General features: G+C 41.0%; 19 protein-coding genes. 7 read left to right on the top strand and 12 right to left on the bottom strand.

Going from position 1 to position 18,192, the window contains the following annotated elements:
• The 3 genes from B9T38_RS11515 to metG all read right to left on the bottom strand — a co-directional run.
• On the bottom strand, nucleotides 1-204 hold a 204-nt coding region (locus tag B9T38_RS11515), incomplete at its 3' end, for a transposase (protein WP_086196926.1).
• Between the two features lie 33 nt (nucleotides 205-237).
• On the bottom strand, nucleotides 238-750 hold the full coding sequence (locus B9T38_RS11510) for a DUF3644 domain-containing protein (RefSeq protein ID WP_251992231.1): 513 nt from the start codon (nucleotides 748-750) through the stop codon (nucleotides 238-240).
• Between the two features lie 340 nt (nucleotides 751-1,090).
• Nucleotides 1,091-3,148: a methionine--tRNA ligase gene (gene metG / locus B9T38_RS11505; protein ID WP_086196925.1), complete on the bottom strand. Its 2,058-nt coding sequence runs from the start codon at nucleotides 3,146-3,148 to the stop codon at nucleotides 1,091-1,093.
• 308 nt (nucleotides 3,149-3,456) lie between these two features.
• Here metG and B9T38_RS11500 point away from each other — a divergent pair, with 308 nt between their 5' ends.
• The gene (locus B9T38_RS11500) at nucleotides 3,457-4,173 is read left to right on the top strand and encodes a hypothetical protein (protein WP_086196924.1); all 717 of its coding nucleotides are present in this window, start codon (nucleotides 3,457-3,459) and stop codon (nucleotides 4,171-4,173) included.
• A 270-nt stretch (nucleotides 4,174-4,443) separates the two neighbouring features.
• Nucleotides 4,444-5,247 carry a hypothetical protein gene (locus tag B9T38_RS11495; protein WP_086196923.1) on the top strand — a complete coding sequence of 268 codons (804 nt, stop codon included), beginning with the start codon at nucleotides 4,444-4,446 and terminating at the stop codon, nucleotides 5,245-5,247.
• Between the two features lie 275 nt (nucleotides 5,248-5,522).
• Here the strand turns inward: B9T38_RS11495 and B9T38_RS11490 are convergent, their stop codons facing one another.
• Entirely contained in the window at nucleotides 5,523-5,717 is a 195-nt protein-coding gene (locus B9T38_RS11490; RefSeq protein WP_086196922.1) for a hypothetical protein, read from the bottom strand.
• Nucleotides 5,718-6,277: 560 nt separating this feature from the next.
• Between B9T38_RS11490 and sbmA the strand changes: the two genes are divergently transcribed.
• From sbmA to B9T38_RS11475, 3 genes are all read left to right on the top strand, one after another.
• Entirely contained in the window at nucleotides 6,278-7,474 is a 1,197-nt protein-coding gene (sbmA, locus tag B9T38_RS11485; protein ID WP_086196921.1) for a peptide antibiotic transporter SbmA, read from the top strand.
• A 118-nt stretch (nucleotides 7,475-7,592) separates the two neighbouring features.
• Entirely contained in the window at nucleotides 7,593-8,663 is a 1,071-nt protein-coding gene (locus B9T38_RS11480; protein WP_086196920.1) for a DUF1176 domain-containing protein, read from the top strand.
• A gap of 326 nt (nucleotides 8,664-8,989) precedes the next feature.
• Complete coding sequence (locus tag B9T38_RS11475) at nucleotides 8,990-9,985, top strand: hypothetical protein (protein ID WP_086196919.1); 996 nt, start codon at nucleotides 8,990-8,992, stop codon at nucleotides 9,983-9,985.
• Between the two features lie 90 nt (nucleotides 9,986-10,075).
• Here B9T38_RS11475 and B9T38_RS11470 read toward each other — a convergent pair whose 3' ends face one another.
• Complete coding sequence (locus B9T38_RS11470; RefSeq protein WP_086196918.1) at nucleotides 10,076-10,654, bottom strand: DJ-1/PfpI family protein; 579 nt, start codon at nucleotides 10,652-10,654, stop codon at nucleotides 10,076-10,078.
• 233 nt (nucleotides 10,655-10,887) lie between these two features.
• On the opposite strand from B9T38_RS11470, the gene B9T38_RS11465 reads away from it, so the two are divergent.
• A complete protein-coding gene (locus B9T38_RS11465) occupies nucleotides 10,888-11,412 on the top strand; it encodes a hypothetical protein (protein WP_086196917.1) in 525 nt (174 codons plus the stop codon).
• A gap of 120 nt (nucleotides 11,413-11,532) precedes the next feature.
• Here the strand turns inward: B9T38_RS11465 and B9T38_RS11460 are convergent, their stop codons facing one another.
• Genes B9T38_RS11460 through gatC form a run of 7 tightly spaced genes read right to left on the bottom strand, consistent with a single transcriptional unit; the run spans nucleotide 11,533 to nucleotide 17,002 of the window.
• Nucleotides 11,533-12,138 (bottom strand): hypothetical protein, encoded by a 606-nt coding sequence (locus tag B9T38_RS11460; protein ID WP_086196916.1) that lies wholly within the window; start codon nucleotides 12,136-12,138, stop codon nucleotides 11,533-11,535.
• A gap of 9 nt (nucleotides 12,139-12,147) precedes the next feature.
• Complete coding sequence (locus B9T38_RS11455; protein ID WP_086196915.1) at nucleotides 12,148-12,429, bottom strand: nucleotidyltransferase domain-containing protein; 282 nt, start codon at nucleotides 12,427-12,429, stop codon at nucleotides 12,148-12,150.
• Entirely contained in the window at nucleotides 12,430-13,056 is a 627-nt protein-coding gene (locus B9T38_RS11450; RefSeq protein ID WP_086196914.1) for a hypothetical protein, read from the bottom strand.
• Between the two features lie 3 nt (nucleotides 13,057-13,059).
• On the bottom strand, nucleotides 13,060-13,524 hold the full coding sequence (locus B9T38_RS11445) for a hypothetical protein (protein WP_086196913.1): 465 nt from the start codon (nucleotides 13,522-13,524) through the stop codon (nucleotides 13,060-13,062).
• Between the two features lie 55 nt (nucleotides 13,525-13,579).
• The gene (gatB, locus tag B9T38_RS11440; RefSeq protein WP_086196912.1) at nucleotides 13,580-15,157 is read right to left on the bottom strand and encodes an Asp-tRNA(Asn)/Glu-tRNA(Gln) amidotransferase subunit GatB; all 1,578 of its coding nucleotides are present in this window, start codon (nucleotides 15,155-15,157) and stop codon (nucleotides 13,580-13,582) included.
• Nucleotides 15,157-16,635: an Asp-tRNA(Asn)/Glu-tRNA(Gln) amidotransferase subunit GatA gene (gene gatA, locus B9T38_RS11435; protein ID WP_086196911.1), complete on the bottom strand. Its 1,479-nt coding sequence runs from the start codon at nucleotides 16,633-16,635 to the stop codon at nucleotides 15,157-15,159. Before gatA ends, gatB begins: the two co-directional genes overlap by 1 nt.
• Nucleotides 16,636-16,687: 52 nt before the next feature.
• On the bottom strand, nucleotides 16,688-17,002 hold the full coding sequence (gene gatC, locus B9T38_RS11430; RefSeq protein ID WP_086174772.1) for an Asp-tRNA(Asn)/Glu-tRNA(Gln) amidotransferase subunit GatC: 315 nt from the start codon (nucleotides 17,000-17,002) through the stop codon (nucleotides 16,688-16,690).
• A 132-nt stretch (nucleotides 17,003-17,134) separates the two neighbouring features.
• Here gatC and B9T38_RS11425 point away from each other — a divergent pair, with 132 nt between their 5' ends.
• Nucleotides 17,135-18,181 (top strand): rod shape-determining protein, encoded by a 1,047-nt coding sequence (locus tag B9T38_RS11425; RefSeq protein ID WP_086196910.1) that lies wholly within the window; start codon nucleotides 17,135-17,137, stop codon nucleotides 18,179-18,181.
• Nucleotides 18,182-18,192: the final 11 nt, after the last annotated feature.

The following is an 18,192-nucleotide window of genomic DNA, read 5'->3' as shown; positions in this document are numbered from 1 at the left end:
TTTCTCTAATTCTAAAATCCGCTGTTGTTCTGGTGAAAGTTGGCGTTTGCTTGAACCCGCCGGATTGGTTTCACGAATCCATTTATCCAATGTTGAATAACCAACACCTAATTTCTGGGCGATTGCAGCTACAGATTCGTGTGAGTTTGAAAGTGCATAATCAATTGCTTGCTGTTTAAATTCAGGACTAAAACGTTTAGCCATTCTTGTATCTCCAAAGTTAACGTTACGTTATCTTTAGAGGGAAATGCTGTCCATTATTTTGGCTAGGATCAATGCTAAGCTTTCATTAATCGCATATTCTTCACCAAATAACTTTATTAATTCATTTTCATAATTGTATAGAAGTGCTTGGCATTCACCAAAAATTGTTAGTCCGATTTCGTCTTTATCAATAGTTCTATGTTCAATTTTATTGCGAAGTTTAATAAAGAACTCCAGATTAGTTTTTACGGCTGGAGATAATTTTCCATATTCTTTGATACAAGTTTTTAATTCCCAAGCTTTTTTCTCACCATCTGTAAGCTTATAACGACCATTTTTTTCTTTATAAAAGTATGTTTCCCCAATAGTAAAATTAAAATAAGCCTGAAAAAGCCGAGTCCAAGCCATAATCATATGAGTAATAAAAGTTTCAACTCTGAAGGGGGCTCTAGGTTTATTGTAAATTTCAACTGCTAGCAAAGCACAATCAATAGAGCTTTCTAATAGGGATTTAGTTTTACCTTTTCTAAGTATTGGTGCTTTCATATTTGATCTATTAGTCGTATTTATCTGAAATATTAGCAAATTTCTTAATTTTTAGAATTATATAATTTACTTTTGTCGGGGCAAAAGTAACAAAACCCCTTTGTTCGTTAGAGGGCACGTCCGTGTGCCCCTAACGAACGTGCGACATCCATGTCGCAAGTCATCTGATTAGATTCTGTCCTAAAATTCACAATGAATTTTCCTCTCCTTAAAGGAGAGGGAACTACATAAAATTAGCTTAGTAATGGATTCTCCCTCTCCCTCAGGGAGAGGGTCGGGGTGAGGGAAAAATAAAAAAGCCCCTACATCAGTAGAGGCTTTTTATCTTCCGTCTTAAACCTTAAGACACTTTATCACCCGGTTTAGCACCAGATTCAGGTGAAATCACCCAAACACCGTCGCCATTACCCGCAGCTAACACCATACCGTTTGAAATACCAAAACGCATCTTACGTGGTGCAAGGTTTGCCACCATCACCACCAATTTGCCTTTTAAGTCTTCAGGTTGGTAGAACTCACGAATACCGCTAAATACGTTACGTGGCTCAGCTTCACCAACATTCAACGTCAATTGAAGCAATTTATCAGAACCTTCAACTGTTGCAGCATCTAAAACTTCAGCCACACGAAGGTCAACTTTCATAAAATCATCAATATTAATGATTTCAGCTTCGCCCACTTGAGGTTCAGGTTTCTTTTCTACCTTCTTCTCTTTTTTCTTTTCCGCTTTTGGTGCTTCAGCAGGAGCAGCTAAAGAATCTTTAGATGCATCGACCATCGCAGCCACAGCTTTCGGGTCAACACGTTGCATTAACGGTTGGAACAATGCAATTTCATGACCCACCAAGATTTGCTTACGAGATTCAAAGTTAAAGCTATCAAGTTGTAAGAACGCTTGAACTTGTTCAGCAAGCACAGGTAATACAGGGCTTAAGTACACAGCTAATTGACGGAACAGGTTAATACCTACAGAACATACATCATGTACTTGTTGTTCTTCGCCTTCAATCTTCGCTAAAGCCCAAGGCTTTTTCTCATCGATGTATTGGTTGGCTTTGTCTGCAAGCGCCATGATTTCACGAATCGCAGTAGAGAACTCACGTGCTTCGTATGCAGCAGCGATTGAATCACCGGCATCAATAAAGCTTTGAACCAATTCAGGCTCTGCACAAGTTGTACTTAACTTGTTGTCAAACTTGGTGTTAATGAATTTCGCACAACGACTTGCGATGTTCACCACTTTACCAACCAGGTCAGAGTTAACTTTCTGTACGAAGTCGTCAAGGTTCAAGTCAGAATCTTCAACTTTGTCAGAAAGTTTAGATGCGAAGTAGTAACGTAGGTATTCAGGGTTTAAATGCTCTAAATACGTTTCAGCTTTAATGAATGTCCCACGAGATTTCGACATCTTCTGACCATTCACTGTCAAGAAACCGTTGACGAATAAGCTTGTAGGCGTGCGGTAGTTTGCACCGTCAAGCATCGCAGGCCAGAACAATGCGTGGAAGTAAACGATGTCTTTACCAATGAAGTGATACACCTCATTTTCAGAATCTTTTTTCCAGTAATCGTCAAAGCTTAAGTCAGGACGTTTGGTTTTGATGTAATTTTCAAAGCTCGACATATAGCCGATTGGGGCATCGACCCAAACGTAGAAGTATTTGTTTGGCGCATCTGGAATTTCAAAACCAAAATATGGCGCATCACGAGAAATATCCCAATCCGACAAACCTGCTTCAAACCATTCATCTAACTTGTTGGCAATCGACACAGGTAAACGACCTTCGTCACGTGTCCATTTTTGCAGGTATTCACCAAAGTTAGGCAGTTTAAAGAAGTAGTGATCTGAAGATTTTTCTACAGGCGTCGCACCGCTTAATGTTGATTTTGGATTGAGCAGTTCAGTAGCATTGTAGGTTGTACCACACACTTCGCATGAGTCGCCGTATTGATCTTCCGCTTTACATTTCGGGCAGGTGCCTTTAATGAAACGGTCTGACAGGAACATGCCTTTTTCAGGGTCGAATAATTGCGTTACAGGGCGAACAGCAATGTTGCCTGCTTCACGGTTCTTGATATAAATCTCAGATGCACGAGCCTGGTTTTCAGTGCTGTTGGTTGAGTCGTAGTGGTCGAAGTCGACTTTAAAGCCGGTAAAGTCACGCTGATGTTCTTTTTGGACATTGGCAATTTGTTGTTCCGGAGTAATGCCATTCGCTTCAGCACGCAGCATGATCGCCGTGCCGTGAGCATCATCCGCGCAGACATAAGTCACGTTATGACCCATTGCACGCATGGCACGAACCCAGATATCTGCCTGGATATAACCGAGTAAGTGACCCATATGGATCGGACCATTGGCGTATGGAAGGGCGTTAGTGACTAGGATATTACGCACGGATATGACTCTCTCATTCGTATTTTATGCAATGGGTCATAATTTTACATGATGCAGAGGGGATTACAAAGAAATGCTTTAGCTGAAGCGCAATGAATAAAGCAACTTGAATATTCAAATATAAAATTCGATATCATTCGATGAGCGAATATTAAATAATTGATCGAGCTAGGTTAACGCTACTTTCTGCAATCAATAGCAACAACATGTACAGGCTTTGTTGCAGTTTGCTTAATTCGTCCGCTGGGTTGCATGCTTTGTGCTAAAAAATTTGTCTGATCATTTTATGACACCTCAGGAGGGTACTCATGACTCAGAATAACCAGACAAGTACTTCGAAGCAAAACCAAGATAAAGAACCACATGCACAACAACTGAATGAGCAATTGGAAAAAGAGCAAAAGCAGAACGAGATTGATAAACAGCACAAGCAGGAACATCAGGAAGTTTTAGAAGCCCAGCAGAATAATACTGATGAAAAGTCTGCAGTGAAGCAAGGTGCTCAGCCCAATGGCGAACATGCAGAGCAAGAAGATAATTCTAAACAAGCTCAGTCTGGCAACTCAGATCAAAAAACTGAAAGCATTAAGATGGATGACTTAAAAGCCATGGCAATCGCCATTGGTGAGGATCTACTGAAAAAAGCCGAAAAGATTCTGAATGAACTAAAAAATGGCAAGTCAGACAGCCAGCAAAATAGTGAACATGGTTCTGGTGATACGAAAAAGGCGAAAGCGGATCATACCTCGGAAGATAAATCGGCAAATCAGTCAGATCAGCAGGACCGTATGGCACATTTCAAAGATGAGGCCCTGCATAAGTTTGAAGATACCAAACAGAAGATTACAGAGTTGGTCAATGAAGCCTCTGTCAAACTGGGAGAACTGAGACAGATGGCGACGGATACAATGAGTAAAATGAAAGGTGAAGATCAATCCCAGTCAGGGGATTCGAAAAAGCAGGATCAAGATAAAACCGATCAATCTGAGCAAAACAAGCCTGACCAAAATAAAAATCATCAATAATGGTTTCAACTTTAAAGATACTTCAGTCAGGGCAGGGTTGAAGGGGGGCAGAGCGGCCGAAAAATTTAAGATTGTTCAGATGCCATCAAAACATGCTCCATCTGCATATTGGGAATGTCTAAATCAGGCACACTGTTATTGAGCGTCTATGACCTTGATTGAATCTCGATTGCGGTTCCATCAAGGTCAGTATTTATTTTATAGCGCTATCTGCTGTAGTGAATACCTGTGATAATAAGCACCTAAAGCAATGTGCCAAGAGTAAAGCCCATGATCGACGAAGATGATTTCGATTTCGACCAACCCGTTACCCGTATTAAACAAAATACTGCGATTCAAAAACAATTGGGCAGTCAGATTTTAAAAGATGCTGAGCAATATCTTGAAGAGATCTCGGCAGATGAGCATGCACTTTTAATCAACACCCTATTGGGCTTAGCCCAGCAAGAACCGTATTTTCAAGTGCTGGCTGATGAACTGGATCAACCGATTGGGGCGAAAGTGGCCAATGATGCTTTAAACCTGATGCACTTTTGGCCTGCTATTCACCAGTTTGAAGATTTAGAACAATTTAATTTACTCGACATTATTAACAGCGAACATTTCCAAACCCAAATGCTTAAAGCTTTTGACGCTTTAGAGATTGATGAAAATATCAAAGCGAAGCGCCGTCTTGTATTGCTTGAAAGTTTTAAAATGTACAAACTCGGCTTCTATAGTGGTTGCATTCCAAATGTTTATGCACAACTAGAAGGCATCTTGACCGATGTCCTAATTGAGGCGGGTTTTTTAAAACAAAATGCAACCAGGTTTGTGGATGTTTATAAAATTGTTCCAGGCTTAAAGGGCAATGAAATAAAAAGCTTGTGGCACAAATCTAAAATTGCGACTGAAATGAATCCGTACTTTGCTGAACTTGCCGCTTATAAAAAGGATAGCAGTTCAACCGTGAGCATGACCCGGCATAACATTCTGCATGGTACCGATCTGAATTATTTTAATCAGGGACGCAGTTTTGTCTTGTTTATCTGGCTGTTTTCTGCACTGAGTTTTATGGGGACGCTTAAGTACTGAACAAGCTGATCTAAACTATATTCGGCTTAAAGCTGCTGGGTTTGGGTGAGCTTATATACTGGATGGGCTGGAGATAGAGGGAACTTTTAACGTTCACAACAGATAAAGTATGTATCTCTTTTCTATGGTTTTGATCAGCAGGGTTGCTATTCAGCCAAATTTTATTGTTGTTTATGGCACATCGAAATCCTCGAACTTGAGTTTAGGGGAGTTATACTCAAGTTCGAGGATTCCGTAGCCAAATTTTTTAAATTACTATACAAATCTCATGAAGCTTATAGTTCACGCCAGACTTTATTTTCATCTTGCAAAGAAACAGTAAAATTAAAGTCGGTATCGTCTGATACCAGCAGGCTGGTCGGTGTTTGCATAATGACTTTTAAGATCGTGCCTTGTTCAAAAACGAGAGGACTGCAGTTCTCTTTTTCCAAGGTCACAGGTTTTAATAATTCGATGATTAAATTTTCCATTGCACTTCCCCCTAGATCTTATAAATTAGGTTAATAGTATCATAAATTGGTAAATATTTAACCAATCCTATCAGTCTTGATAACTAAATCCAAAAACAAACGGATGAAAAATACGATATAGTTCACATATTGTATATTAAAATGAGATAGAATTAAAACTTATATTTTGATTTAGCTCCGGTTTTTCAAATATTTCCATAAAATTTCTATGGATTTAATGGCTGGATTATTTTTAAGCAAATTTTAATTTGTCCCGGCTATGCTGGGGCAAAATCTGACTAAAAGTCACCTCTGCTGCATTGGATGCGATATGCAGCAGATTTTAGGCTGAACTGGCGTGATAAAAACCTCATCACAGGGCGAATGAAGCATACAACTTGATTATAAGAGGCATCATTCAAAGAAAATGAATTCACCTGAAAAAACATTTCACAAACAGTCTATAAGTTGCTACAAAGATGAAAAGACGAGAATAATAGCTACTTCATCCATCCAGTCTAAATGGGTCGGGTGGTTGATTGGCAAGTTTGAAACTAAAAATAAAGGAATAACCCTAACTGATGTTTAAATCTTTTTTTCCTAATCCAAAGTGGTTCTTTTCCTCTTTGGTACTCTGGTTTGTCATCAATATTGCACTGTGGTATTCCGGCGGAAGTGGCTGGGGAACATTTTTAGGCTTTGCACCGGGTTATGCCACTGCGGAATTACCGATTGGAGTAAGCCGTTTTTGGGCACCTTCATTTTTATGGTTCTATCTGTGGTTCATCGTTTCTACCGTTATTTTTGCGATGTTCTGGCGCTTTAAATCCAGCAATCCATGGCAGGGCTGGTCGGTCTGGGGCTCGGCTTTTATCCTGTTCAATATCTGGTTTGCGGTGCAGGTCAATGTCGTGGTGAATGCCTGGTACAGCCCATTTTATGACCTGATTCAGAAAATGCTGAGTAGTGGTGGTGGAGATGTCAATTTACTTTATAGTGAAACCCTGACCTTCCTGTATGTCGCCATGGTCTATGTGACGATTGCCGTGTTTAACCTGTTCTTTGTCAGCCATTATATCTTCCGGTGGCGTACGGCGATGAATGACTATTACACTGCGCATTGGGAACAGTTACGTTATATTGAAGGGGCTTCGCAGCGTATTCAGGAAGATACCATGCGTTTTGCCAAAACCACCGAAAGTTTGGGGGTAAGTTTCATTCAGGCCCTGATGACACTCATGGCATTTTTACCGGTGTTGTTACAGTTATCATCGCATGTGAAACAGCTCCCGGTGATTGGTGAAATTCCTTATGCACTGGTCTGGGCTGCCATCAGCTGGGCGGTGCTGGGTACTGTAGTGTTGATGCTGGTAGGTTATAAATTGCCGGGTCTGGAATTTAACAACCAGAAAGTTGAAGCTGCTTACCGCAAAGAACTGGTTTATGGTGAAGATTATGCCGATCGTGCCGATCCGCTGACCTTAAAAGAACTGTTTAGCCGTGTGCGTTTTAATTATTTCCGCCTGTATTTCCATTATGCCTATTTCAACATGGTACGCATCTGGTACATGCAACTGGACAATCTGTATGGCTTGTTTGTGCTGTTTCCAAGTATTGCCGCAGGGGCGATTACTTTAGGTTTGATGATGCAGATTGCCAATGTCTTTGGCAAGGTACGCGAGTCCTTCCAGTATTTAATCGAGTCTTGGCCGACCATTATTGAATTGCTTTCGATTTATAAGCGTTTACGGGCATTTGAATCGACTTTGCATAAATAAGGTATACTCAAATTGAGCAACAGAACCCGCATAATGCGGGTTTTTTTATAATGCTTTATATTTAACAATCATGAAAATGCTGAAGTATAGTAATTAAAAAGGGAAAGGGTCAGAAAAAATGAAAAGGTTTTATGCGTGGACTTCGCTTTGCTGTCTGGCCGTGACCAGTCCTCTAACATTTGCCAAAGAAATTCAAGGCATGTCTTTTTCTCATCAGGATTGGGAAGTGTATTGCAGTAATACCGGCACCTGTCGGGCAGCAGGCTATCAGGATGATTATCTGCAAAGCATGCCCGCCACAATCTTGTTGACCCGTAAAGCTGGAGCAAAACAAACTGTACAAGGGACATTTGCCTTATCCAGTTTTGATCAAGCCTTAGATAACAAGAAACTGAATAATTTAAACTTTTTTATCAATCATCAGGATTATGGTCGAGTCAGGATTAATATTTCAGAGCAACTGCTTACAGGAGCGCTAAATAGCAAACAGCTCAATGCACTGTTACAACAGACTCGGAAAAAAGCGAACATCGTATTTAAAAATGCCTATTACACCTGGCAGGTTTCTGATGCAGGCATGACGGCTTCATTGTTGAAAATGGATGATTTTCAACAACGTATGGGTACTGTAGGTGCTTTGGTCAACCCCGGAACTGCAGGTGAGTCGAAAGTATTGGCAGCACAGCCCAAATTAGTAGTCAATAAAGTAAAAACCGCAGCAAAACCTTATTTAACACTACAGCCCAATAGCAGGCAGTACCAAAACCTGCATAAGTTACTCATGACTGCCCGGCCGACACAGTCAGATGTAGCTGAATTTTGTGAAGGCATTTATGATGGAGATGGTGCCAAACCACAAGCGATTGAACTCTATAAGCTTACCAATAACAAAGTTCTAGCTACCACCCTATGCTGGCGCGGAGCCTACAATGAAGGCTATGGGGCTTGGGTAATGAATCCATCTTTAACAGGCAAAGCCAGCTTTGTGACCGAATCTGCATCGGATTTTGCAGCAGGCGAAATCAGCAGTGCGCAAAAGGGTCGTGGTATTGGTGATTGCTGGAAGATCAGCGAATGGATTTGGCAGGGACAAGCTTTCGTTCAAACTGTAGATCGCTGGTCTGGCATGTGTAAAGGTTTTGCCGGTGGGGCCTGGGATCTTGATTTAATTGAAGCCGTGGTGAAATAACCCATTTTAATTTTAGCTTTTGAGTACGCCAGCTAGCTATTTATATAAAAGATTAAATTTTCATCGGTTTATGATGGAAATTGCCGAATAGTTTCAGGGATAACTAAAGCTTCACCAATCATAAAAAATTTTAAACTGGCTAAAAAGTGTTATCCCATTCGGATTTTAGTACTAAAACTTTTAAAAGATTGGCAGTTATTTTGCATTTTCAGGCAAAAATCTATCATTTAACTTGAAGGGAATTAATAATAAAATCAAAGTGCTATATTTGTGATTTCCCCAGTTTTGATATATTTTTGAGTTACAGCATCAGTGAGCATTAATACGTGAATTTCAAAACATTCATCTTGATTGGCGGAGTGGGCATCACTTTACATGGCTGTACCAGTTTTAATGCTTTGAGCTCAGATGATTCTGTTAAAAATTATGCTTCAGCACAGGAAATGATCGTTCAAAAAAATATTAACCAACCCAATGGACAGGCCAAAGAATATGTCTATTCATGGGGAGCAAAACAGAATGACAAAGAAACGCAATCTTTATATCCCAGAAAATATTTAAACAATTACTGTTCTGCCAAGCAGGGCAAATTCACGCTGCTGTATAAGAGTTCCATGGCTCTGGTGAAGGATGTATCGGATAAAAAACGCTTGTCTGCTTCCGGTAATGTCAAACAGGGCATAGGCGCCTATAAGTGTGTACAAAATAATAGACAGAGCTGGATTGCCTCTATTGAACCGGCGGCTGAACGTAAACTCAATGACGGTTCGGATGCACGGGTAGTTAGTCTGCAGACCAGACTCATGTCGGCGGATGAAGCTAAAAAGTTTTATAAAAATATTAGTATGACCACAAATGCTGCGGATAAAAAAATCAATTCCAATGATCTGGGCAATAAAAAAGCGTTAAATAAATCTGCCCTTCAAAAAGAGGCTGAAGCCAAAAAAGAAGCAGATCTTAAAAAAGAAACCAAACTAACTCCGGAGTTGCCAGCAGCACAGCCGCTAAAAGTCGTGGAAAGCCCGCAACAGCAACAGATGAAATTTTACGTCGCTGCACGTCGTGATTTAAATAGTGGTAAAAATCAGATCTCTGCCTGTAATAATGCCCAGCGAGCTTATAACTATGGCAAGTTGCAAGGAACTGAGGGAACCCGGGTCTATACTGAATCTGGGATGCTGGTTGCACGTTGTTTAACCAGTGTACCCAGTTATAGCAACCGTTTTTCTAATTCTAAAGCTCAAGCAACGCGAGTCTTACAAAATTTAGCTGTGAACTATAATCACAGTGGGGCGAAAAATATGCTCAGGCAGATGAAGTAAAAAGCTATTTTGCTTATCTTTATCAGCGTCACGTTCCATCATCATGCGATGGAACGTGAATATTGAACTTTAAATCTGAATTCGGCAGGATTACAGGCTAATCGTTGCCCCTAATACTTTCACAAATTGTGCTAGCCATGCCGGATGAGCAGGCCAAGCCGGTGCAGTCACCAGATGTCCGTCGGTGACTGCTTCAGTGACTGCGATATCGGCATATTGCCCGCCAGCAAGTTTTACTTCCACTGCACATGCCGGGTAAGCAGAACAGGTTTTACCTTTAAGCACATCGGCCGCGGCAAGAAGTTGAGCGCCGTGACATACGGCTGCAATCGGTTTTTGAACAGCATCAAACTCACGTACAATTTCCACCACGCGTGCATTCATGCGTAGGTATTCAGGTGCACGTCCGCCCGGAATGACCAGACCCACATAATCCTCAGTATTGACCGAGTCAAAGTCATAATTAATGGCAAAGTTATGACCACGCTTTTCACTATAGGTTTGCTCGCCTTCAAAGTCATGAATAGCGGTGGCGATGCTGTCACCGGCTTTTTTATCCGGGCAGACTGCATGTACGGTATAGCCCAGACCAGTTAAAAACTGGAACGGCACCATGGTTTCGTAGTCTTCAGCGTAGTCGCCCACCAGCATCAAGATTTGTTTAGCCATGATTTTTCCCTCTGTTTGGATATGATTTATATAAAGTTTTATTTTCATTCACCATAGCATAAGCAGATGTCATTTTTAAAGGTGGGGTGGCTTTCTTTAGTCGAAGCCAGAAAACGTTCAAATCATCAGGTGGATAGACAAGCTGAAAAAAAGTTTGATTTTACAGAGTCATAACAGGCTGAACCCTGTAATTTATGATAAAAAGGCTGCAGTTCAGAATGGAAGTTTGCTTTATGTTTTACTCTATTTTTACCACTTTGGTTCGTCGCTTTACTCGAATGGGTTGTTCTATTTTGATGGCAATTGCCGTGATGGGGGCAACGCAAGTCGCAATGGCCGGGCCAACGGTGGATCAGCTGAGTAAGTGTCTGGTGAAATCCACCACTGCAGCAGATAAAACAACGGTGTTGCAATGGACTTTTGTCGCGTTATCTGCACATCCGGAATTGAAGAAATTCAGCAATGTGAATGAAGAGCAGAGAACCCAGCTGGATAAAAATTTAGCTCAGGTATTGCAGCGTATATTGGTAGAGCAGTGTTCCGCACAGACCAAAGCGGTAATTGCTGCGGAGGGTGTACAAGCGGTGGGCGATAGTTTTCAGGAGCTTGGACAAATTACCGGTGAAGAAATTTTAGAAAATCCTGAAGTGAAAAGTCAGCTGAAAGGTGTGCTGCGTTATGTCGATTTAAATAAATTGGTGATGACTTTTTTAACACCTGAGGTGTGGAATAAGTTGGGTTCGATCAGAGGAAATTAATATTCTTTTATAAAAATAACCTCTCCCTAGCCCTCTCCTGAAAGGAGAGGGAACCACGCGTATCAATTGATGACGTGGCAAGTCCCCCTTTGAAAAAGGGGGATTAAGGGGGATTAATGATTACAATAAATCAGGATAAAATTTCTCAAATTCTTTATTCACAGCTTCACCACGCAGCAAATAGCCTTTGGGTTGAATATAACTATAAATTTCGCGTGCAGGTTGTTCATGCCAGCCAATATTAAAAGCACACAGTTTTGGGAAAAATGTCATGTGGCTATAGTTCAAGTTATTATGAATCCAATATGCCAACTGTTGCCAATTGCTTGGGTCTTTCTCATAAAGCTCTAAAAATGATGGAATAACGATACACGCCGTTGCACCATAACCTTTTGCATCAGGATAGTCCCAAATATGGCTGGCAAAGTTTTTCTCATTGCTGGCGCAGTTATGTCCTTTTTCATTGCCAAGTTGATTGACACTCGGTGAGCGATAAGCCGAGCGAATGGTGATCCGTCCGAATTTTTCTTGTAATGGTTCGAGCAGTTGCTCGCACAGTTGTGTGCCTGTGTAGATGGCTTTTTCAGGATGGTCGGGGAAGTTGGGTGCACCGTACCAATTGGCGATTTCGCTATATAGGAAATCACGCATAAAAAATGACTTAGAGAGTTGGATACGTCCTAAGTCTTCGAGTTTGGCGATGGAGGATACTTTTTTGATGGTCATGTTTTAATATTAAAAATTATTTTTAGGGAAAATTTGTTGGGCATTGGACTGATTAATAAAATCAAAATATTTTTCTTCCTCTCGTGTCATAAAGTTTAGATCTAGAGGAGTGTGTGGAAGATGTCTTGAAAAGACTTCCTTTAATTTTTTTACATCTTCATAAGTTCTATAAATTACAAGAAAATCAAGGTCAGCCCACTTGTTACTCTTCAAGTAAGAGCCGAATAAATAGATATTACAATCAATTTCTAATATTTGAACTTCATTAATTAAATTGGAAATTTCAAGCATTTATGACTTTGGATTTGCTAAAAATGAAAAAAGAGCAGCCCACAATCCAATTTTTACTTCTTGGCCACGATAGGTGTAGTCTTTCCAATGGGCATTTGGATTTGCTGCAAGAACAAAGTCAAATGGTGCATAAAGCTCATAAATTTCATTTATTCTTTCTTGAGTGATGGCATATTCATTAATAAATACAAAATTTATAGGTCTACCATCATGACGTATAACAGAGATCTTTCTATTGGACATGAGCGAGTAGCTTTTAACATTAAAGTTTGCTCCTAAGTTATTCATTATGTATGCAGCATCTTTAGGAATGAAATCCGAATAAGCAGTAGTTTTATCGTGTAATAGCCTAAATAAATCACCACCTGTTCCAAAGCTAATATTATTTTTATTTAATAATCGAATAGCATCCTCGTCGATGAAAAAATTTTTCTTATTGCACAGTAAAAAATCGAATTTATAAGTATTTAAGAGTGTTTGAAGCATTTTGCCTGTTAATTTTTCATTAAAGTTTGAAAGAGATAAAAGTTCATGTCGATTATCTTTCGTAGTTATTTTAATGAGATTACCTTCTTTACTAACGGTTTCAACATTATCGTGAGCTTTTAAGCTGTCTAACCAAGTCATGATTTAATCCTTAAAAATTTTAACTACATCTTGTGGGAATCTTCTATTCGGTAAGTAACCTGATTCATGACATGATTTAAAATCGGTGACATGATCTTCATATTGATGATATAAATCACATTCCTCTTGCGTCATTAGCAATAGATTTTCAGAGCATATATCCCTAATTTTTTGATGATTAGGTAACATTATTTCTTTAACTTTTTTTCGCCATTCTTCTGTTGCATTACCTTCTAAATCGTAGAATGCATCATTATCTTCATGCGGACCATATTCTATGAAAATTTGACGATTACGGTCCCAAATAGGTTTAAGTTTTTTATAAATACGCTTTCTTTGAGCACTTTTTCGATTATTAAATTTTCTAAATAACCAAATAAAAAAAGGAATAAGTAGAGCAATTAAACCGATAATCCAGCCACTAAGCCCCACATCTTGTATATGCTCTAAAGAAAATAGTTTACCCATAAAAAACCCCGCACTAAGCGAGGTTTTTATCTCATGAAAATAACTGATTAGTCAATTATAAACCAATCAATTTCTTCATTAATTCATTCACTTGCGCAGGGTTGGCTTTACCCTTAGACGCTTTCATCACTTGACCCACAAGACCGTTGAAAGCTTTATCTTTACCAGATTTATACTCTTCAACCATCTTTTCGTTGGCAGCAAGTACTTCTTTAATGATTGCTTCAATTGCAGCAGAATCATCCTGTTGGTAGAGTTCATTTTCAGCCATAATAGCTTCAACACTTTGTCCAAAAGTAAAGTTGATAGTGAAGGTTGCAAAATGCTCATTAAAAGCATTTTCTTGAAACTTATTTTCTAACTCTAAGCGTTTTTTCTCAAAGTATTCTTTAAGAAGAACTTTGCCATCCTTAACTGGTAGAGCTTTTTCCGTTTTTTTGGTAGCCACTAACATTTCTGCTAGGAATGGTGCAGGAATAATATCGGGTGCGAAATCTTTAGAATACTTATTAAATAAACTTAAGACTTCACCCATTACCCAGTTAGCAGCCAACTTTCCGAAAGTTGAACCACCAGCATTTTCAACAACAGCTTCAAAATAGTCAGCTAGTTCTCGAGATGCAGTTAAGATATGAGCATCGTACTCAGTCACACCGAAGTCAGCTACAAAACGTGCACGACGTGCAGCAGGCAGCTCAGGCATAGTCGCTCGAATCGCTTCGATTTGCTCATCAGCAATCACAACCGGTAACAAGTCTGGATCCGGGAAATAGCGGTAATCGTTCGCTTCTTCTTTAGAACGCATTGAACGCGTTTCCATCTTCACAGGGTCGAACAAACGTGTTTCCTGATCGATGGTGCCATCCCATTCCAGGATTTCCATTTGACGTTCAATTTCAACATTGATCGCTTGTTCAATGAAACGAAATGAGTTCAGGTTTTTCAGTTCACAACGTGTACCGAACGGTTGACCCGGACGACGTAAAGACACGTTACAGTCGGCACGGAATGAACCTTCCGCCATGTTACCGTCAGAAATGCCCAACCAGCGAACCAGCGTGTGAATCGCTTTAATGTAGGCAACTGCTTCTTCAACCGAACGCATATCGGGTTCAGATACGATTTCAAGGAGTGGTGTACCTGCACGGTTTAAGTCGATACCGGACATGCCTTCGAACTGGTCATGAATCGATTTACCTGCATCTTCCTCAAGGTGCGCACGGGTTACGCCAATGCGTTTAGTCGTGCCATCTTCAAGCTGGATGTCGATATGACCCAAGCCCACAATCGGATTGTCCATTTGGCTAATTTGGTAGCCTTTAGGAGAATCCGGGTAGAAGTAGTTTTTACGTGCAAATACAGATGCTTTGTCAATATACGCGTCGATACCCAAACCAAAACGAATTGCAAGATCAACCACTTCTTTGTTGAGTACTGGCAATACGCCTGGCATCGCTAAATCAACCAGGCTGGCTTGTGTATTTGGGTCTTGACCGAAAGTGGTTGAAGAACCAGAGAAAATTTTAGTATTGGTTGCCAGCTGAGTGTGAATCTCGATACCAATAACGACTTCCCAACCATCAATCAGGTTTGATTTAGCTGCTTTTGGGGATTGTTTTTGAGCTTGAGCCATTATGCGTTCTCCTCAGCAATTGCAGCGCGTTTTGTATGCCAATCCGTTGCTTGTTGGTATTGGTGTACCACAGACAACAATTGAGATTCTGACCAGTAGTTACCAATCAGCTGTAAGCCAACAGGTAAGTTATCTTTGTCAAAACCAACAGGCGCATTAATCGCAGGCAGACCTGCCAAGTTTACCGCGATAGTGTAAATGTCACCTAGGTACATTTCCACAGGAGACAGGTTGGCACCAATTCGGTATGCAGTTGTAGGCGCAGAAGGGGCTGCAATCACATCAACCGATTCAAAGGCTTTCAGGAAGTCTTGCTGGATCAGACGACGTACTTTTTGTGCTTTCACATAATACGCATCGTAGTAACCCGCAGAAAGTGCATAAGTACCGATGAGGATACGTTGCTGAACTTCTTTACCAAAACCTTCTGAACGAGAGCGTTTGTACAAGTCCATAATGTCTTTCGGATCTTCACAGCGGTAGCCATAACGCACGCCATCAAAACGTGACAAGTTTGAAGATGCTTCAGCAGGGGCAATCAGGTAATAAGTTGGAACATAAGCTTCTGTCATGTTGAGGTCAATCTCAACCAACGTTGCACCCATTTCTTCTAACTTTTTAAGCGACTCTTCAACACGTACTTTTACGTCAGCATCTAAGCCGTGAACGTTGAAGTACTGTTTCGGAATACCAATGCGTAAACCTTTCACTGATGTGCCGTTCAGGTTTGCCACATAATCATCAACATCTTTGTTTACAGAAGTAGAATCTTTTGCGTCATGACCTGCCATCACGTTCATCAGGTAGGCACAGTCTTCAGCCGAACGTGCTATTGGACCACCCTGATCCAGAGATGATGCATAGGCAATCATACCGAAACGTGATACACGGCCATAAGTTGGTTTCAGACCGGTCAGACCACAGAAAGAAGCCGGCTGACGGATCGAACCACCAGTATCGGTACCGGTTGAAAATGGTGCCAGATCCGCAGCAACAGCCGCAGCAGAACCACCTGAAGAACCACCCGGAACGTGATCCAGTGCCCAAGGGTTTTTGGTCGCGCCAAAGTAAGATGACTCGGAAGTTGAACCCATGGCGAATTCGTCCATGTTCACTTTACCTAAAGTCACCAGGCCCGCAGCTTTACCTTTCGCTACAACGGTCGCGTCGTAAGGAGAGATAAAATTGTCCAGCATTTTAGAACCGGCTGTGGTCTTAATGCCTTGGGTACAGAAAATATCTTTATGTGCAATTGGCACACCGGTTAAGGAAGTTGCATTGCCGGCTTTAATTGCAGCATCAGCAGCATCGGCTTGGGCCAATGCCTGCTCGGCGGTTACGGTCACATAAGATTGTACTTGGGCATCGATTTTTGCAATGCGTTTTAAATAATGTTCAGTCAATTCGCGAGACGAAAATTTAGCCCCAGCTAAACCCTCGGAAAGTTCACGAATCGATAAGCGATGTAAATCTGTCATGAGAAATATTTCTTTACGTTTAATTTAATAAAATGATTTAACTGAATAAAGATTATTCAATCACACGCGGAACAAGGTACAAGCCATCTTGGGTTGCCGGTGCAACAGCTTGATATTCTTCACGATGATTTTCTTCAGAAACCACGTCTTCACGTAAGGGCTGTGGATGGTCAAATGGACTTTTAAGCGGCTCGACATTTTCAGTGTCAATGCCTTTTAAGGTTTCCATCATGCCTAAAATTTTATTTAGACTTTGAGCATATTCAGCAGATTGCGTATCATTTAGCGACAATCGGGCCAGATGTGCGATTGCTGAAACTGTTTTTGCATTTAAATCTGCAGAATGCTGTGCATCCGATGTAGACATAATATTACCTAATCAGTATTAAAAAAATTCAAAATATCGTGCGTTATAATAAGCGATTGACTTGTCCAAATCATCACATTTAGTTAAAGTTGCCACCTTGCGTCCACATAAAGTTTAATCGAGAACGTCTCCGTGATTCTAAAAAGACTAATTGGCTTGTTTTCGCCCGATCTAGCCATTGATTTAGGTACAGCAAATACACTTATTTATGCACCAGGACGAGGCATTATATTAAATGAACCGACGGTTGTGGCCATCCGTCACAGCGGTTCACAGAAAATCGTTGCCGCGGTTGGTCTTGATGCTAAACAAATGCTCGGTCGTACACCTGCAAATATTTCTGCAATCCGCCCGATGAAAGACGGGGTGATTGCCGATTTCGAAGTGACCGAAACCATGTTGAACCAGTTTATTGGTAAAGTACATGAAAAGCGTCTTTTCCCACCTGCACCGCGTGTTGTAGTGTGTGTACCGTGCAAATCAACGCTGGTTGAGCGCCGTGCCATTCGTGAAGCGGTATTCAATGCTGGCGCACGTGATGTCCGCTTAATTGAAGAGCCAATGGCTGCTGCAATTGGTGCCGGTATGCCGGTTGAACAGGCATGTGGTTCGATGGTGGTCGATGTGGGCGGTGGTACCACTGAAATCGCAATTATTTCATTGCAGGGCTGTGTTTACGCAGATTCACTCCGTATTGGTGGTGATGTCTTTGATGAACAGATCATTAACTATGTACGTAAAGCGCATGGCTGTGTGATTGGTGAAACCACTGCCGAAGTGATTAAAAAAGAAGTGGGTATGGCACTTCCGGATGAAGGCGCGAAGCCGCTGGAAATTGAAGTGCGTGGCCGTAACCTGGCTGAAGGTGTTCCTCGCGCCATTACGGTGACTTCAGACGAAATTACCCAGGCGATTTCAGACCCATTACAAAATATTGTCTCTGCGGTTAAATCTGCACTTGAACAAACCCCGCCTGAACTGTCTTCTGATATTGCAGAACGTGGCATTGTGCTGACTGGTGGTGGCGCACTACTTCGTAACCTCGACAAACTTCTTGCGCAAGAAACCGGTTTGCCTGTGGTTGTGGCTGAAGATCCGTTGACTTGCGTGACTCGTGGTGGTGGCAAGGTGCTGGAATTCTTCGACAATCCAAATCACGACATGTTATTTGTAGGTTAAGTTAGGGACCA

Origin of the sequence: Acinetobacter sp. ANC 4218 (genome assembly GCF_002135245.1) — a bacterium.
Taxonomy (GTDB): domain Bacteria; phylum Pseudomonadota; class Gammaproteobacteria; order Pseudomonadales; family Moraxellaceae; genus Acinetobacter.
This window is presented reverse-complemented; position numbering and strand designations above follow the sequence as displayed.

Excerpts from the sequence above, each read along its gene's own strand:
- B9T38_RS11510 (WP_251992231.1), bottom strand. The coding sequence starts at position 750 with ATGAAAGCACCAATACTTAGAAAAGGTAAAACTAAATCCCTATTAGAA.
- B9T38_RS11500 (WP_086196924.1), top strand. The coding sequence starts at position 3,457 with ATGACTCAGAATAACCAGACAAGTACTTCGAAGCAAAACCAAGATAAA.
- B9T38_RS11495 (WP_086196923.1), top strand. The coding sequence starts at position 4,444 with ATGATCGACGAAGATGATTTCGATTTCGACCAACCCGTTACCCGTATT.
- B9T38_RS11490 (WP_086196922.1), bottom strand. The coding sequence starts at position 5,717 with ATGGAAAATTTAATCATCGAATTATTAAAACCTGTGACCTTGGAAAAA.
- sbmA (WP_086196921.1), top strand. The coding sequence starts at position 6,278 with ATGTTTAAATCTTTTTTTCCTAATCCAAAGTGGTTCTTTTCCTCTTTG.
- B9T38_RS11480 (WP_086196920.1), top strand. The coding sequence starts at position 7,593 with ATGAAAAGGTTTTATGCGTGGACTTCGCTTTGCTGTCTGGCCGTGACC.
- B9T38_RS11470 (WP_086196918.1), bottom strand. The coding sequence starts at position 10,654 with ATGGCTAAACAAATCTTGATGCTGGTGGGCGACTACGCTGAAGACTAC.
- B9T38_RS11465 (WP_086196917.1), top strand. The coding sequence starts at position 10,888 with ATGTTTTACTCTATTTTTACCACTTTGGTTCGTCGCTTTACTCGAATG.
- B9T38_RS11460 (WP_086196916.1), bottom strand. The coding sequence starts at position 12,138 with ATGACCATCAAAAAAGTATCCTCCATCGCCAAACTCGAAGACTTAGGA.
- B9T38_RS11455 (WP_086196915.1), bottom strand. The coding sequence starts at position 12,429 with ATGCTTGAAATTTCCAATTTAATTAATGAAGTTCAAATATTAGAAATT.
- B9T38_RS11450 (WP_086196914.1), bottom strand. The coding sequence starts at position 13,056 with ATGACTTGGTTAGACAGCTTAAAAGCTCACGATAATGTTGAAACCGTT.
- B9T38_RS11445 (WP_086196913.1), bottom strand. The coding sequence starts at position 13,524 with ATGGGTAAACTATTTTCTTTAGAGCATATACAAGATGTGGGGCTTAGT.
- gatB (WP_086196912.1), bottom strand. The coding sequence starts at position 15,157 with ATGGCTCAAGCTCAAAAACAATCCCCAAAAGCAGCTAAATCAAACCTG.
- gatA (WP_086196911.1), bottom strand. The coding sequence starts at position 16,635 with ATGACAGATTTACATCGCTTATCGATTCGTGAACTTTCCGAGGGTTTA.
- gatC (WP_086174772.1), bottom strand. The coding sequence starts at position 17,002 with ATGTCTACATCGGATGCACAGCATTCTGCAGATTTAAATGCAAAAACA.